This window comes from Synechocystis sp. FACHB-383 (assembly GCF_014698605.1).
Taxonomy (GTDB): domain Bacteria; phylum Cyanobacteriota; class Cyanobacteriia; order Cyanobacteriales; family Microcystaceae; genus Synechocystis; species Synechocystis salina.
On the sequence record NZ_JACJTJ010000040.1, the window covers coordinates 82,656 to 97,537 of the forward strand.

Genomic DNA, 14,882 nt, shown 5'->3' on the forward strand with positions numbered 1-14,882 from the left:
AAAACTAAAATCGCTTGCCTCGCAGCCTTTTATCAGCCTCTTTATTTCTAGACTTAAACAAATTTAAGGATAGGATTATCGTGCTAAGTCAGTCTACTAAAATCCGTACTCAAACAAGGGGGGTATTTAACTGCGACACCTCAATTTTTCAGATGAATTTCAAAAGCAAGAATTATAGTTAATGGTAACTTCTATTGACCTTTGCCCCTGGTCTGGAGTGAAAATATCTATCTTAATGAATGGTTTGGATTATATTTTCAGAGTCCTACGCCACTAAAAATTGGGGAGCTTTTGCCTTATCCTGCTTAGAGATGACATCCAATGTAAATGTTTATGAACCCATTGCTCCCTCCCCTGTGGCCAATGATTGCCACCGCCGTAGAAACAGAAACGGAAATAGCTCCATTGGTATTGGCCGGGGTGCTCCTCAGCCTGGTGGTAGTCTATTTTGCTAGCAAGTTGGGCGGGGAAGTTTGTCTCCGACTCAATCTGCCGCCAGTGCTAGGAGAATTGGTGGGGGGCGTGTTAGTGGGGGTTTCTGCCCTGAAACTATTGTTATTTCCTGAAGGAGGCCTGGCCCCCGAAGATTCCCTGGTTATTCAACTGTTGATGGGGTCGGCAGATTTATCCCCAGAAGCGGCCGCATCGGTCTTCAGTGCCCAGAGTGAGGTAATCTCGGTCATTTCTGAGTTGGGGGTCATTATTCTCCTATTCGAAATTGGTTTGGAGTCTAACCTCAAGGAACTGATTCGGGTGGGGCCCCAGGCGGCGATCGTGGCAGTGGTGGGGGTAGTAACTCCCTTCAGTTTAGGCACCATTGGCCTGATGACCATTTTTGGGGTGGCGGCCATTCCAGCAATTTTTGCCGGGGCAGCCCTAACGGCCACTAGTATTGGTATCACTGCAAAGGTATTAGCGGAGATTAACCGCCTCAGTTCCAATGAAGGCCAGATCATTATTGGGGCAGCAGTGTTGGACGATATCCTCGGCATTATTGTGCTGGCGGTGGTGGGTAGCTTGGTAAAAACTGGGGAAATCCAAATCAGCAATATCATCTACTTAATCCTTAGTGCCACCGGTTTTGTGGTGGGTTCGATTTTAATTGGTCGCCTGCTCAGTCCCTTCTATGTCAGCCTAGTCAACCGCATGAAAACCAGGGGTCAGTTGCTTCTGGTATCCATTTGTGTGGCATTTGTGCTTTCCTACATTGCCCAAATTGTCCAGTTAGAGGCGATTTTGGGTTCCTTCGCGGCGGGGTTAATCCTGGCTGAAACGGAAAAGCGGGAAGATTTGGAAGAACAAATTTTGCCCCTGGCGGACTTTTTCGTGCCAGTATTTTTTGTCTGTGTGGGGGCTAAGACAGATGTCAGTGTGCTCAACCCCGCTGTGCCTGCTAACCGAGAGGGTTTGATTATTGCCGCCTTTTTAATTGTGGTGGCGATCGTGGGTAAGGTGGTTACTGGCTTTACTCTGTTTGGTAAGTCAGAATTGAACAAATTGGCGATCGGGGTGGGTATGATTCCCCGGGGAGAAGTTGGTCTAGTTTTTGCTGGGGTAGGGGCCGCCAGTGGAGCTTTGGATCCGGCCACCGATGCCGCCATTATTGTGATGGTCATTGTTACTACGTTTGTGGCTCCCCCTTGGCTACGGGCTGTATTTGAAGGGGCTAAAAAGGAGGAAGCTCAGGAAAAGCCGGTTCCCACTCCAGAGTAATTAATAATTAATCGCAACCCAGATTTATCCTAGATTTATTTTTATCCCCGAGGCTTCTCTGGTAAGCTTTTCGGGGATTCCAAGTTTGGGGAGGAACCCTTGCTAGAATCATGGTTGACAAGCATGATTAAACTAATTTTCAATATTGCTGAGATCAAGTTTTAATTAGACTCATCAGAGCAAAACTGAATAGTCTTGAGTAATGCCTTGGCATTACTGGTAGATTACAGGGAAATGTTTTGAGTATCCTATAAGAGTAAGTTTATGGAGACCCTAATTACAGAAGAAGTTATCAAATAATTAAGGGCTATGCCTCAGCATTTGCAATGGCAGGTAGTGAAATTTGTTCAAAGACTGAAAGAAACACAAATTCAAGGAACACCAGGACAACAATTGTTACATTTTGCTAGTTCTATTAACGCCGAAGATATTCAGTTAATGTGTCAAGTTATTAAACAAGATTGTGGACAGATTGATGTCGATCAATGGTAAGTTTTTGCTGGATATAAATATCATTATTGCTCTTTTTGCGGATGAAATAATGGTGAAGAAAAAGCTTGTTACAGCCAATGAAATTTTTATTCCAAGTATTGTCATTGGTGAATTGTGTTACGGTGCCAGAACATCCGGAAGAATCCAAGCCAATTTGGAAAGAGTGAGTGAATTAGTTGCCAATGGCACAGTATTATCCTGTGACGCTGAAACAGCCTGGTAATATGAAAAAGTTAAGCATAAGTTAAAGCTCAAAGGTCGTTCATTAACGGAGAATGATATTTGGACTGCCGCCCTTGGACTACAACACAATATGATTTTAATAACAAGGGATGCTCACTTTCAGGCGATAGAAAATTTAGAAGTAGTGGCGTGGTGAAAACATGCCGAAATACAATTTCAATTCGACTCATCAAAATAAAACTGAGTGGCCTTGAAGTTAAACTTAACGGTTGGTGTACTTATTAAACTCGTCAGTCTTGACAATCTTAAAAAAATAAACTGGCTTCTGGGCGATGCTAAGAGCCAGTAGACCTGGAAAAACTAAAGGATAGTTAGAGCAATCACTGTGACCACATTCTTCCAATCAGTATTTCCAAGAACTTTAGAAAAATGACCTGGTCCTAAAGCTCGAAGCCAGGGCAGTTTGGTATTATTGAACACAGTGCAGTACGACTACCAGACTACCAGTTAGGCATTAAAATCATGGGCGCATCTTTTCGGACAGAACCATTTCTCTGGATTCATTTGGCGGGGATTGTGGTGGTGCCTTTGGCCCTCCTGACCATGATGCTGGGTTTAGCGCTGGGGACGCCCTTTTCTGTTTATGGTGTGGAACTGATTTTCTTGATTGCGGTGGGCTGGTTGCCGGTAATGGTGATGCAATGGTTTAAGCCCTTTGAGATTTTCAGTTTGCTGATCATTGCCCTGCGCCCCGATAGTTTGAGGGAAGACCAACTGCGGATTTTAAGTTTGTTTAAACGGGGCCAACAACGGTGGATTACTTTGCTGGGGGGACTGATTGGCCTTGGTTTATTGTGGTTGGTTTATTACTATGCCCCGATCGCTTATCCTTGGGTAACGGATTTGCCCCAAATTCGTTTGGCGGGCCTTGGGCTGGGGGCGATCGCCTATTTGATGGCCAATTTATTTTTGCAGGTGCCCCTGAGTGTGCTAGGGGTATTATCCACAAGCCAGGCTAATTTTGCTGAGGCCACTCCTCTGGAAGCGAATGAGATCAAACAACAGTTCACCATTCCCGGCATTAAGTTACGGCAAATTCCTTTGGTGCCCAGAATTGAGTCCTGATGGGCGAGAATTTCCGTTCTCCGTTGGGTTAGAATCGGTAGCGGGCAATTTTCCTGGGATTAGGCCACGTTGGTCTTGACCATGGCCAAGGGAAAAACCATAGTCCCCTGTTGATTAACCTGACCAGCGGTAATCAGTATTTGATCCATCTCTATTAACAAGGCCTTTGCGAGGGCAAAATTACGAGACCCATATTTTTCCATGACTATTTCTTTGGAAGCCGATTTAAAATCCCTACAACAAGCTGCCCAGGCGGCGATTAACGGTTGTGACGACCTGGATGGGTTGGACAAATTGCGGGTGCAATACTTGGGGAAAAAAGGGGAATTGTCCCTCATTCTGAAAGGTATGGGCAAACTTTCTGCGGAGGAAAGGCCAATCCTTGGGGCGATCGCCAATGAAGTGAAGGAAGCTTTGCAACAGGATTTGGAATGCCGCAAAACTAACCTCCAAAATGCGGCGATCGAGGCTCAGCTAGCAGCGGAAACTTTGGATGTGACCATGGCGGGCAGTTACCGTCCCCAGGGCCGTCGCCATCCCCTCAATAGCACCGTTGACCGCGTGTTGGATATTTTTGTTGGCTTGGGCTATACCGTCGCCACGGGGCCCCAGGTGGAAACGGATTATTACAATTTTGAAGCGTTAAATATTCCTGCTGACCATCCCGCCCGGGATATGCAAGATACCTTCTTTCTGAAAGATGGCCGTCTGCTCCGCACCCACACTTCCCCGGTGCAAATTCGTTATATGGAAAAGCATGATCCCCCCATCCGCATTGTCGCTCCCGGCCGGGTTTATCGACGGGATACGGTGGACGCTACCCACTCTGCTGTGTTCCATCAAGTGGAACTGCTGGCGATCGATAAAGGTTTAGCTTTTACCCATTTGAAAGGCACCATTCAAGCGTTTATCAAACAAATGTTTGGGGAAGCGTTGCCGATCCGTTTTCGGGCAAGTTACTTTCCTTTCACCGAACCCTCGGCGGAAGTGGATGTGCAATGGCAGGGTAAATGGCTAGAGGTGATGGGCTGTGGCATGGTGGACCCCAACGTTATGAAGGCAGTGGGCTATGACCCAGAGGTTTACACTGGCTTTGCGGCAGGCTTTGGGGTGGAGAGGTTTGCCATGGTGCTACACCAAATTGACGATATTCGCCGGCTTTATAACAGCGACCTCCGCTTTCTGCGCCAGTTTTAAGGTTGATCGACTTTTAACGCTGGGGAACGTTGAGGGATGGGGACGTTGATCCCGGCTCAAGTTCCACGCAGGAATTGGTATCTTTAAGTACCATTCTCAGTAGTAGGGCCTGGATTACCAACAGGCCACAGGCGGCCCCTATGAGTAAATACCAGTACTGCCAAGCCAGTTTCCTTAAGGTTTGGGCCACTGCGTCAGCAATGATTCTTTCCAGATGATCGCTGGTCAATTCTTTATGGACAATTTTTTCTAGCTGGCCATAGAACTTATCGGTGGTCTGACGCACTGTTTCGTTGACTTGATTACTAATGGCCGTTTCTACTTTGTGGAGGGGATTTTCCATGGCTTTAGAGTACTAGAGAATTATTTTGTAATGTGGTCTGATTTCAAAAAAAGAATATAATCAAAAAACTTACAAATTGGGATAAGTCATGCTGAACAAGCTCTCTCACCGTATTTTGTGCAACAGTTTATTATTGAGCACAATAAACTTTGGCCTAGCAGATCCAGCCTTATCAAATGAATATATTGAATCGGATAAATATCCTGAAGGTGAATGGACAACAATTATTAGCAATGACTATGAAGTCATAAAAATAAAAAATGGCAGTATTACCGGAAATAGTAACTCAAAATCCGGTAGTTTCGCTACTTTTTCTACCGAAAATAACCAAACGCAAGTACTTGAATCAACGGGGCGCTTAAATCTTGAATGTGATGGGAAACCATACAATTCTTGGAATACAAAAAGCATTAATTTCACCTATTATCAAGATTACCAAGCCTCCCCCACTAGTCAAAATAGCTATAACATCTACTATATTCTAATGCATAAGCTATACCCTATCAAGCATTATATTTGTGATGATATTAATCCTAATTATTTAAAAGTTGGTATGGCAATGAAGGATGTGAGAAAGCTATTAAACAGCGATGGATTTGAAATCTTTAACAGAGATGCTGAAGATGATGGGAACTTTACTACAGGGCCTATCTGTGATGACGATAAAAAATGTGAGTTACACGGAAATAACGCAGTGACACGTATTTATTTTCAAAATAGACAAACTGGTGCAACCATCGTTACTGGCAGTGTTAATTACGAACTCTATACTGCGAGTTTTTCTGAATTTTAAAAATATAATGACTACAAACTAAATAGATTTATTCGCTTACTAAAGTTCCAGCAATGATGGGGAAATTTGAAGTAGTTTTTTGCCAAATCTGGGAGGCTTTTCAAACACATTCTTGAATCCTAGGCTAAAATGACTAGACTATGAGAAACCTAATTCAGAATTAAAATTATGACTCAACTAGCTTTCAAAAAATATTTATCGTACTCTGCCTTGATTGCCTCAGTGAGCGTTGCTTGCGTAAGCACTACTTTAAGCCAGCCAGCTCTCGCTCAAGTTTCGATTGCGGGAGACTGGAGTAGTTCTTGGGGAACTGTAAGATTGTCTCAAAATGGCACAAGTGTTTCTGGCTATTATGCTAAACCGGACCAACTGTTAGAAGGCTCTATCTCAGGCAATGTCTTGTCTGGATACTGGACGAAAAATATGTCAGCTCGTCGTTGCACAACCTCCCGTAACGGAAGCTTTTATTGGGGACGTGTTCGTTTAGTTTTTAATGATTCCACATTTGCGGGGGACTGGGGGCATTGTGGTGATGAACCTACAAAAAAATGGACGGGAAGTCGTTCGAGTCAAAGCACTGCAAGTACGCCATCTGTGCCGCCGGTGGCTTCTGTGACTTCTATTGGCGGGAACTGGACTAGTTCTTGGGGAAATATAAGCCTGAATCAAAATGGGGCAAACGTCACCGGGTACTATGCCAAACCCGACCAACAGTTGGAAGGCACTATGTCGGGCAATATCTTGTCTGGATACTGGACGAAAAGTAGTTCGGGCCGTCGTTGCACAACCTCCCGTAACGGAAGCTTTTATTGGGGGCGTGTTAATTTGGTTTTTAATGGTCCCACATTTTCCGGGCTCTGGGGATATTGTGGTGATGAACCAACAAGAAATTGGTCAGGCAATCAAGTCTAAGCAGTTGAGGGAATGAGTCAAATTGTCGAATTCCCAATGAAACCTGCCGGATTTCGCCAGGCGATCGCCATCCAATAATTATCGTTGCTCCCTTGATCGGCTAACAAAGCTTGACTAGATAATCGCCAATGGTTTGTATCTCCGCTATCCGGCAAGTACTGATATTTAGCTAAATTTTTGTCTGGTATAACTTGATTCAAGCCACCGCTAATACCCTGCCCTGTAGCTTTTAAAAAGGCCTCCTTCGCTGTCCAAAGTTGATAAAACAACTTAGTTCTTTCCTCGTTATCTAAACTCTCCAATTGGCGAACTTCCTGGGGAGCAAAAAAACGCCTTGCTAATTTTAAACAATGGGGTTTAGGGAGCATAATTTGCAAATCAACTCCAACTTCTCCCTCTGCACTGACACCAATCAAGCCATAATTCCCGCTGTGGGCGACGTTAAACCATGGCGATCGCCGTTCCCTGTCCACTAACTCCGGCTTACCCTGGTGCCCATAGGTGAACTGTAATTGCTGGGGCAGACAATTAAGGTGACGGGCTAGGAGTATGCGTAACGCCAGGCGCATGGTCAAAAATCGCTGCTTATCCCGGGGCTGTTGATAGCGTTCGCTGCGGGCTATTTCTTCAGGACTTAATAAGGCTTGATAACCAGAAGGTAGGAGGCGATCGGTGGGACAAAGCCAAATCTGGGGTAGGTTCAACACAGGTCAGTTTAAACAGTGTTTGGAACAATCAAAGAGTCTCGCTATTCTTCTCCATCCCCAAGTCCAGATAGAATGGGGAGCCGATCGCCAGTAACCTAAAGAAAGGAAAGGCAACGGGAGGAAAATTGTGACAGTTAAAATTGGTTTACTTGGTTTAGGCACCGTCGGCACCGGCACAGTGGAAATTTTGCAGGAGCCCCAGGGCCGTAGTCCCCTGCTCAAAGCGATTGAGATTAAAGCAGTGGGGGTGCGTTCCCTCGATAAGCCCCGTCAGGTAAATTTGCCGCCGGAGGTGTTGACCACCGACCTAGAGACCATTGTCACCGATCCCGACATTGCCATTGTGGTGGAATTGATGGGGGGACTGGAACCCGCTAGATCCCTCATTCTCCAGGCGATCGCCCATAAAAAACACATTGTCACCGCCAACAAAGCGGTCATTGCCCGTTACGGCCCAGAAATTTATGAAGCGGCCAATCACCACGGTGTTTACGTTCTGCTAGAAGCGGCGGTGGGGGGCGGCATTCCCATTATTAAACCCCTCAAGCAATCCCTGGGGGGCAATCGCATCGAAAGTATTGTCGGCATCCTCAATGGCACCACCAACTATATCCTTTCCCGCATGACCAGTGAGGGAGCAGATTTCGACGAGGTGTTAACAGCGGCCCAACAATTAGGCTATGCCGAAGCGGATCCCAGTGCCGACGTAGATGGGTTGGATGCGGCGGACAAAATTGCCATCCTTGCGTCCCTCGGTTTTGGTGGCCGGGTCAAACGGGAAGATGTGGCCTGTGAAGGCATTAGATCCGTGAGTGCGGTGGACATTGCCTACGCCGATCGGCTGGGCTTTGTAATTAAACTTTTGGCGATCGCCGACGGTAATGCAGGGGAAAACTCGGAAGCTTTGCAACTGCGGGTTCATCCCACTTTAATCGCCAAGGCCCATCCCCTGGCCAGTGTTAATGGAGTTTATAACGGTGTCCTAGTAACAGGAGATCCCCTGGGACAAGTAATGTTCTACGGCCGGGGAGCGGGAGCCGGGCCCACCGCCAGCGCCGTCGTATCCGATGTCATCAATATTGTCGGTATCATCACCAGCAGTGACGAAAATCCGGCCCTCGATCCCCTGCTTAGTTGCACCCACCAACATTACTGCCAGGTGTCTTCCATTGAAGACCTAGTCACCCGTTTTTATTGCCGCTTCCTTTGTGCCGACGTACCGGGGGTGATTGGCCACCTTGGTATGGGCTTTGGTAACCATGGGGTTAGCTTGGAATCCCTAGTGCAAATTGGGTTTACCGATGGCTGTGCAGAAATTGTGGTCGTCACCCACGATGTGCGGGAAGGGGACTATCGGGCTGCTCTGGAGGAAATCAGCCAACTGGAAGCAGTGAAGGAAATTCCCAGTGTGATCCGGGTGCTTTCCTAGAAGTTTTTTCAAACGTATCCCTACCCAAAATTTGGGGGAAATTTAGTCAAAAATTCTCCAGTATGGCTGGATTTTTAGTGGGTCGATTTAGCGGGCAAAGTCAAATTTTGTCAACATCAACAGGCTCTTAAGCTGAGCAAAATTAATTTATTTCCGGGGAGTGTATGGTTATGGCTGGTTTAAAACGAATTTTTATTACTGGGATCAGTGGTTGCATTGGGCACTATTTAGCGGATGAATTAATCCAGGGCACAGACCATGAACTGTTCCTGTTGGTGAGAAATCCAGATAAGTTGCAGTTTGACCCCAGGCTGAGGAGCAATATCCATTTAATCCCCGGTGACATGGGCAATATTGAAGCCCACAAAGATCTCTTACAAACTATTGACTGCGCCATTCTCATTGCCACCAGTTGGGGCGATCGCCAGGAGACCTACAACATCAACGTGGTCAAAACCCTGACTTTGATCAATTTGCTCAACCCAGAACGATGCGAGCAGATAATTTATTTTTCCACCGCCAGTATTTTGGACCGCCAAGGGCAACCATTACCAGAAGCCGGAAGTTTGGGTACTGATTATATCCGCACCAAATATCTCTGCCATCAAGCTTTAGAACCACACCCTATTCCTCCGGTGGAAGTCGCTCCCATCAGCGAAGCCATGGCCAATAAAATCACAGTGGTTTATCCCACCCTGGTCTTTGGCGGTGAACCGGGTAAACCCCATTCCCACCTTTCTGGAGGATTGGGGGAAATTTTACGCTGGTTACCTCTAATTCGCTGGTTCCGGGCCGATGGTAGTTTCCACTTTATCCACGGTAGAGACATCGCTCGGGTGGTGGCCTATTACGTTGACCATGCCCCTGGAGCCAGAATTGATGTGGTGTTAGGTAATGACCCGCTCACTGCCACGGAGGGCATCCGTCAAGTTTGCCAATATCACCACCAAAAAATTTACTTCCAAATTCCCCTTTCCCTCACCCTGGCTAATATTTTTATCAAGCTATTTCGCATTCAAATGGCGGACTGGGACCGTTTTTGCTTAGATTATCGCCACTTTACCTATCCCGATCCGGTGGCCCCGGCCCAACTGGGTTTACCGGCCCATTGCCGAACCATCGCTGAATTGATGGCCGTTAGTTCCAAACCCACTGCTCGCCATTAGCCCCGGGCATAATCATCCTGAAAACGGATAATATCGTCTTCCCCTAGGTATTCCCCGTTTTGCACCTCAATCAGGACTAATTTAATTACCCCAGGGTTTTCCAGGCGATGGGCAGTGCATTGGGGCACATAGGTGGACTGATTTGGTTCCAATAGTTCTTCCTTGTCTCCACAGACGATGCGAGCGGTGCCGGATACCACAATCCAATGTTCACTGCGGTGATGGTGCATTTGCAGGCTGAGACGATGCCCCGGATTCACCTCAATGCGTTTGATTTTGTAGCCGTTGCCCTCCTCCAGGGTGGTAAAAGAGCCCCAGGGCCTAGTTTCCGTGGGCAAGTGACCGGGGGGAGTAGCAGTTGGGGACAGGGATGGGGTGGATAGGGAAGTGACAACCATTAATCTTTTTCCTCAACAACAATTAACCGCATCGACAATTTTTTCTAACCCAGGCTAACACAACGGCTTGACTAGGGTTTAGGTTCCCATACGGACAGCAGAAATCAACGTCAAAAATTTGTTGACCCCGACTTACTTGAATCCTCGACAACGTCAGTAAATAACTCATACCCACGGATTATTGCCGTTACCCCTTATCTTTGACCCCTAGTTGCTCCGTGGCCCAGGTTTGCCAAAATTGGTAGTTTAATTTGCCCAAAGGCGATCGCCGTAGAGTCGGAACGGGAAGCCAATGCTTAGGACATTTCGGCCCACTTAACTGGGCTTTCACCCGCTGGCTCAGGTTGGCCAACTCATTCCCCTGACTCGGTTTGGGAACATAGACTGCCACCAACATTTCTCCCCAATGGCGATCGCCAACTCCGACGATGACCACATCTTGGACTAAATTCTGGTCGAGCAAAAAGGCTTCGATTTCCTCTGGGTCAATGTTTTCTCCACCGCTGATCAGACGCCGACCCCGACGACCGGTGACATGTAGGTAGCCATGGTGCCAATAACCCAAATCCCCGGTGGTGAAAATTTCTTCTTTCTGGCCTGTCCCTTGGGGTACATAACCCTGGAATAAAGCATCAGATTGGATATTGATTATGCCTACGGTGCCGGGGGAAACCGCTTCCCCATCGGATTTGGTGATGGTGAGGCGTACATGGGGCAACAACTTCCCTACCCCCGTTTGGCCAGCCAGAAACTCTGCTGGGGTGAGGGTGGCAATTTGGGCGGCAGTTTCCGTCATGCCATAGGTGGGGGCGAGGTTAAGTCCAGCCGCTTTTGCTTTGGCCAACAGTGCAGGCCAGGCCGGGGCTCCCCCTAAAAAAATTAGCCAGAAGTTTTTTAACCAAGGATCATGGCGATCCAGTAAATATGCCAACTGGGTGGGCACTAAGGAAGTGACGTAGTCGGGGGGTAAAGGAGGGGGAAATTCTTTTACCAAGCCATAATCTATGGGGCTAAAGTTCCCCGCTGTTAGGGCCGATCGCCACCATTGCATAAAGCCGCCCACATGGTAGAGGGGAAGCAAACAAAAACTGTTAATTTGCCCATGGCGGGGTAATAAGGGGTCAAGACACTGCCTTAAACCGCCCACTGCCACGGTCAAGTTCTGGGGGCTATGGAGAGCAAAACGGATTGTGCCGGAAGAGCCGCCAGTGGGAAAACCAATTAATAGTTCTGACTTTTTCGAAGCTGGTTGATTTTCTGGAGTGATGGTCTGGCGGTGAACGGAATTTACTGCCGAATTACTGTTGGTGAGCTTTAACCATTGTTGTTGCCATATTGATGATCCCCAGAGGCGATCGGGGTGCAAAAATTGGGTTACTTGTTGCCATTCCCTTTGTTGCCATTGGTGATTGGCAATGAATAATGTCCCCCGGCCAACTCGCAAAAAAGCCACCACCGCAGCCCAAACTTTAGCTGACTCCGTTTCTGCTAATAAAACCTGGGGATCGGATAATTCTCCTAGGCTTTGTTGATATTCTTGCACCCATTCATGCCAACGGGGAGGTAGTTCTTGTTCTAAAGTCGCCAAACCCCTCTGGAGGGAACCCTCTAGGGCCGAGGCAATGGTCTGGGGATAGCTTGGCAAAGAGTGGGTCTTAATCTCCATGGGAGCTTAGGCGATAGATTTCTGCTGGCTAGACCAACGGCCATTGGGAAGATAAATTCCTCCATACTGCTCAATTTTTTCAGGATCCATGCGGTAGAGCCACGCTTCCGTCATCACCTGATCCTGGGGGTCAAATACCTTAGCCCAGCAACGGTCATACACGTTCTCTTGGGGCGATCGCCCTGGTTGATAATCTTCCAAACTATCCAGATGCTCCAGGGAAAAGCCGGGCGCAAAGGTGAGGCAATAGCCCCAAACCCTATCTTCCCCGATCGCCAGGGCCGGATAGCCAAAATTTGGCAGATGGTAGATCCGTCCCCGCACATAGCCCAGGACAGGGGGCTCAACTTGGTGGTGGCAATAGGCTTGGTGATTACACTCTTCTGGCATCAGGGTTCCATAGACAAAAACCTTAATTTTCGTATTCCCGGAGGATGAATTAGTATTCGCCATACTCTTGCAGAAAGCTGAGAAAATCCGTCAGGGCTGATCTGGTATCTGGGTTAGGGGTAAGTTGATACCGTATTTGCGAAATGAAGAATCGATTTTGGATTCTAGCTCGGCCAGCCGCTCGTTGTCTTTCTTGATCTGCTCGGTTTCTTTCCTGATGCGCTCGGTCTCTTTCTCGATCTGCTCGCTGTCTTTCCTGATCTGCTTTTTCTCGTTCCTCGTTCGCAAGATCATCTCGTCTAGTTTCGCGTTCTGTTGCTCGATCCGCTTGATATCGGCTTCGATTTCCAGCGTTCCACTCAAGGCCGAGATTAACCACCAAAGACGCTGTGCCCAAAGTGAACGCCCAGAAACTCCATGGTCAGATGGTGAGGGGGATGGGTTGGAAGGGGGTGGTGTCGATGTTGCCATAAAACCTCAATAATGCCGCTACAGCATACAAAAATGTGGTTAGGGAGCGGGGTAATAGGGCCAAGAAGGTTGCCATGGCATCATTCTAGCTAATTCAAGCAGATAGTACTGACAGAGAGGTTGATAGTAACAATATTGATATGTGCTGGAACAGCTAAAAAACCTAACTCTTTCATTGCCCTTGGGAAAATTTCTTTGCTGCCTAAACCCGTTTGAATTTTTTCCACAGGCGATCGCCTAGTAAATCGGCCTCTGGGACTTTGGCAAAGGCCACCCCCACAGTAAACACCACCAGGATAATGCTGGACATGGTCAGCACTTCCAGGATATTCTCCACCAAGCTATCCACCCCCCAAAGTTTCTGCCACAGCACACTCCCCTGCCAACCCGCCACACTGGCGATCGCCGTAACACCAACCAGTTTGCCCAGGTCAATGAGCCAGCTCCACAGATTCAGACCAGCTAGACGACGGTTCAGCATCAAAATAAAGATAGCCATGGAAAAAAGATTTACCCCCACCGTTGCCATGACAATGCCCACTGTGCCAAAGGGTTTATAGAAGAGGAAATCCAATAAACCATTCAGGAAAATGTTAAATAGACTCACCTTGAAAGGACTGTTCCCGTCCCCCAGGGCATAAAATACCCGTACCAACACATCCCGACCAAGGTAGAAAAACATGCCTAAACCGTAGGCTGCTAACACCGGAGCAACCTCTGCCGCCGCCTCTGCGTCAAAGGCCCCCCGCTCATAAATGACCTGAACAATGGGAATGGCTAGCCCCACTAAAATGGCTGTGAGGGGAAACATGGTCAGGGCGCTTAACATGATTCCCTGGCGGATGCGGAGCCTTAATTCTGACCAATCCTGGGGATCAGCTAAGCGGGAAAATACTGGCAGAAAGGGCACCAAAATCATATTGGAAATAATGCCCAGGGGAGTGAGGGCAACAAAATTGCCATAGCGCATGGCCGCCGCCGCATTGGGAATAAAGGAAGCAAAAAACAGGTTGGTGGCAAAGTTGATATACAACATCCCCGAAGACAGGGTGGCGGGAATCATGACCTGCAAAACTTCCCTTACCCCCGGCAGGGCAAAATTAAACCTCAGCCGCAATTTCCCCATGCCTGCTTTGGCCTGGGGCACAATCTGGGCTAACCATTGCAACACAGCTCCAGCGGTGGTCCCCCCTGCTAGCAAGAGGGAACCCAACAACCAATAAGGTTCGGTGTTTAATTGCTCCCCCAATTGCCAGACTGCGACCCCTAAGCCCACAATGACGGTAATACTAGAAAGCAAAGGACTAATGCTGGGCAATAAGTACTGATCCGCCGCATTCAGGGTACCGAAGCCAATGCCAATTAACCCCGAAAGTAGGGCCATGGGGGCCATAATCTGCAACTGTTGCACCGCCATGCGTCTGGTTTCTGGCTCTAATCCCGGTGCCAGCAGGTCGATAAATATTCCCGCCCCCAGCACCAAAATAATTGTTACCCCAAGCAATATTCCACTAACCAGGGTGGTAACGGTTTCCACTAAGGGAGCCGCCTCTTCCCGGTCCCGTTTCGCTAGCACACTCACCAAGGCACTGTGGAACGGCCCATTAATGCCCCCGAGAAGGATAAAGAGAAAGCCGGGGATCACGTAGGCATAGGCGTAGGCCGTCACCACCGTCCCCACCCCAAAGGCGGCGGCGATGATCTGCTCACGCAATAAACCAAAAATTTTACTGATCAAGGTGGCGATCGCCACAATGCCAGCGATATTAGCCAAGGAACGGGACGATTTACCAGACGGAGACACAGGCTAGATTCCAATAGATCAAGGGGCCATTATGGGGGAAGAGCGGTGGCACGGCCTAATGTTTCCCCAATCAAAGGGGGAGAGCCATGGCTC

General features: G+C 47.9%; 15 protein-coding genes and 2 pseudogenes. 9 read left to right on the forward strand and 8 right to left on the reverse strand.

The window, feature by feature from the left end; translation table 11 throughout:
• Positions 1 to 327: 327 nt before the first annotated feature.
• From H6G45_RS11415 to H6G45_RS11430, 4 genes are all read left to right on the forward strand, one after another.
• Entirely contained in the window at positions 328 to 1,713 is a 1,386-nt protein-coding gene (locus H6G45_RS11415) for a cation:proton antiporter (RefSeq protein WP_190598558.1), read from the forward strand.
• Between the two features lie 309 nt (positions 1,714 to 2,022).
• Positions 2,023 to 2,205: a hypothetical protein gene (locus H6G45_RS11420; RefSeq protein ID WP_199309717.1), complete on the forward strand. Its 183-nt coding sequence runs from the start codon at positions 2,023 to 2,025 to the stop codon at positions 2,203 to 2,205.
• Positions 2,189 to 2,428: a PIN domain-containing protein gene (locus H6G45_RS19570; RefSeq protein ID WP_242018144.1), complete on the forward strand. Its 240-nt coding sequence runs from the start codon at positions 2,189 to 2,191 to the stop codon at positions 2,426 to 2,428. The genes H6G45_RS11420 and H6G45_RS19570 overlap by 17 nt, the downstream gene beginning before the upstream one ends.
• A 482-nt stretch (positions 2,429 to 2,910) precedes the next feature.
• Positions 2,911 to 3,513, forward strand: a complete 603-nt coding sequence (locus H6G45_RS11430; protein ID WP_190598559.1) for a low-complexity tail membrane protein — start codon at positions 2,911 to 2,913, stop codon at positions 3,511 to 3,513.
• 59 nt (positions 3,514 to 3,572) lie between these two features.
• Here H6G45_RS11430 and H6G45_RS11435 read toward each other — a convergent pair whose 3' ends face one another.
• Positions 3,573 to 3,716, reverse strand: coding sequence for a hypothetical protein (locus H6G45_RS11435; RefSeq protein ID WP_190598560.1), 144 nt, complete (start codon positions 3,714 to 3,716; stop codon positions 3,573 to 3,575).
• Between H6G45_RS11435 and pheS the strand changes: the two genes are divergently transcribed.
• A complete protein-coding gene (gene pheS, locus H6G45_RS11440; RefSeq protein WP_190598561.1) occupies positions 3,715 to 4,710 on the forward strand; it encodes a phenylalanine--tRNA ligase subunit alpha in 996 nt (331 codons plus the stop codon). The genes H6G45_RS11435 and pheS overlap by 2 nt on opposite strands.
• A 13-nt stretch (positions 4,711 to 4,723) precedes the next feature.
• On the opposite strand, the gene H6G45_RS11445 is transcribed toward pheS, so the two are convergent.
• Entirely contained in the window at positions 4,724 to 5,053 is a 330-nt protein-coding gene (locus H6G45_RS11445; RefSeq protein ID WP_190598562.1) for a hypothetical protein, read from the reverse strand.
• An 88-nt stretch (positions 5,054 to 5,141) separates the two neighbouring features.
• On the opposite strand from H6G45_RS11445, the gene H6G45_RS11450 reads away from it, so the two are divergent.
• A complete protein-coding gene (locus H6G45_RS11450; RefSeq protein ID WP_190598563.1) occupies positions 5,142 to 5,846 on the forward strand; it encodes a hypothetical protein in 705 nt (234 codons plus the stop codon).
• A gap of 168 nt (positions 5,847 to 6,014) precedes the next feature.
• The gene (locus H6G45_RS11455; protein ID WP_190598636.1) at positions 6,015 to 6,758 is read left to right on the forward strand and encodes a hypothetical protein; all 744 of its coding nucleotides are present in this window, start codon (positions 6,015 to 6,017) and stop codon (positions 6,756 to 6,758) included.
• A 40-nt stretch (positions 6,759 to 6,798) separates the two neighbouring features.
• On the opposite strand, the pseudogene H6G45_RS11460 reads toward H6G45_RS11455, so the two are convergent.
• Positions 6,799 to 7,465 (reverse strand): annotated as a pseudogene (locus H6G45_RS11460) (4'-phosphopantetheinyl transferase superfamily protein); the annotation flags it as partial.
• A 127-nt stretch (positions 7,466 to 7,592) separates the two neighbouring features.
• On the opposite strand from H6G45_RS11460, the gene H6G45_RS11465 reads away from it, so the two are divergent.
• Positions 7,593 to 8,894 carry a homoserine dehydrogenase gene (locus H6G45_RS11465; protein WP_190598564.1) on the forward strand — a complete coding sequence of 434 codons (1,302 nt, stop codon included), beginning with the start codon at positions 7,593 to 7,595 and terminating at the stop codon, positions 8,892 to 8,894.
• Positions 8,895 to 9,058: 164 nt separating this feature from the next.
• The gene (locus tag H6G45_RS11470; RefSeq protein WP_190598565.1) at positions 9,059 to 10,060 is read left to right on the forward strand and encodes an NAD(P)-dependent oxidoreductase; all 1,002 of its coding nucleotides are present in this window, start codon (positions 9,059 to 9,061) and stop codon (positions 10,058 to 10,060) included.
• On the opposite strand, the gene H6G45_RS11475 is transcribed toward H6G45_RS11470, so the two are convergent.
• From H6G45_RS11475 to murJ, 5 genes and pseudogenes are all read right to left on the reverse strand, one after another.
• Complete coding sequence (locus H6G45_RS11475) at positions 10,057 to 10,458, reverse strand: phosphomannose isomerase type II C-terminal cupin domain (RefSeq protein ID WP_190598566.1); 402 nt, start codon at positions 10,456 to 10,458, stop codon at positions 10,057 to 10,059. The two genes, H6G45_RS11470 and H6G45_RS11475, sit on opposite strands and share 4 nt — an antisense overlap.
• A 187-nt stretch (positions 10,459 to 10,645) precedes the next feature.
• On the reverse strand, positions 10,646 to 12,124 hold the full coding sequence (locus tag H6G45_RS11480; protein ID WP_190598567.1) for an AMP-binding protein: 1,479 nt from the start codon (positions 12,122 to 12,124) through the stop codon (positions 10,646 to 10,648).
• Positions 12,125 to 12,130: 6 nt separating this feature from the next.
• Positions 12,131 to 12,577 (reverse strand): gamma-glutamylcyclotransferase, encoded by a 447-nt coding sequence (locus H6G45_RS11485; protein WP_190598568.1) that lies wholly within the window; start codon positions 12,575 to 12,577, stop codon positions 12,131 to 12,133.
• Positions 12,564 to 13,061, reverse strand: a pseudogene (locus H6G45_RS11490) (hypothetical protein). The gene H6G45_RS11485 and the pseudogene H6G45_RS11490 overlap by 14 nt, the downstream one beginning before the upstream one ends.
• A 126-nt stretch (positions 13,062 to 13,187) precedes the next feature.
• Positions 13,188 to 14,789, reverse strand: a complete 1,602-nt coding sequence (gene murJ / locus H6G45_RS11495; RefSeq protein WP_190598569.1) for a murein biosynthesis integral membrane protein MurJ — start codon at positions 14,787 to 14,789, stop codon at positions 13,188 to 13,190.
• Positions 14,790 to 14,882: the final 93 nt, after the last annotated feature.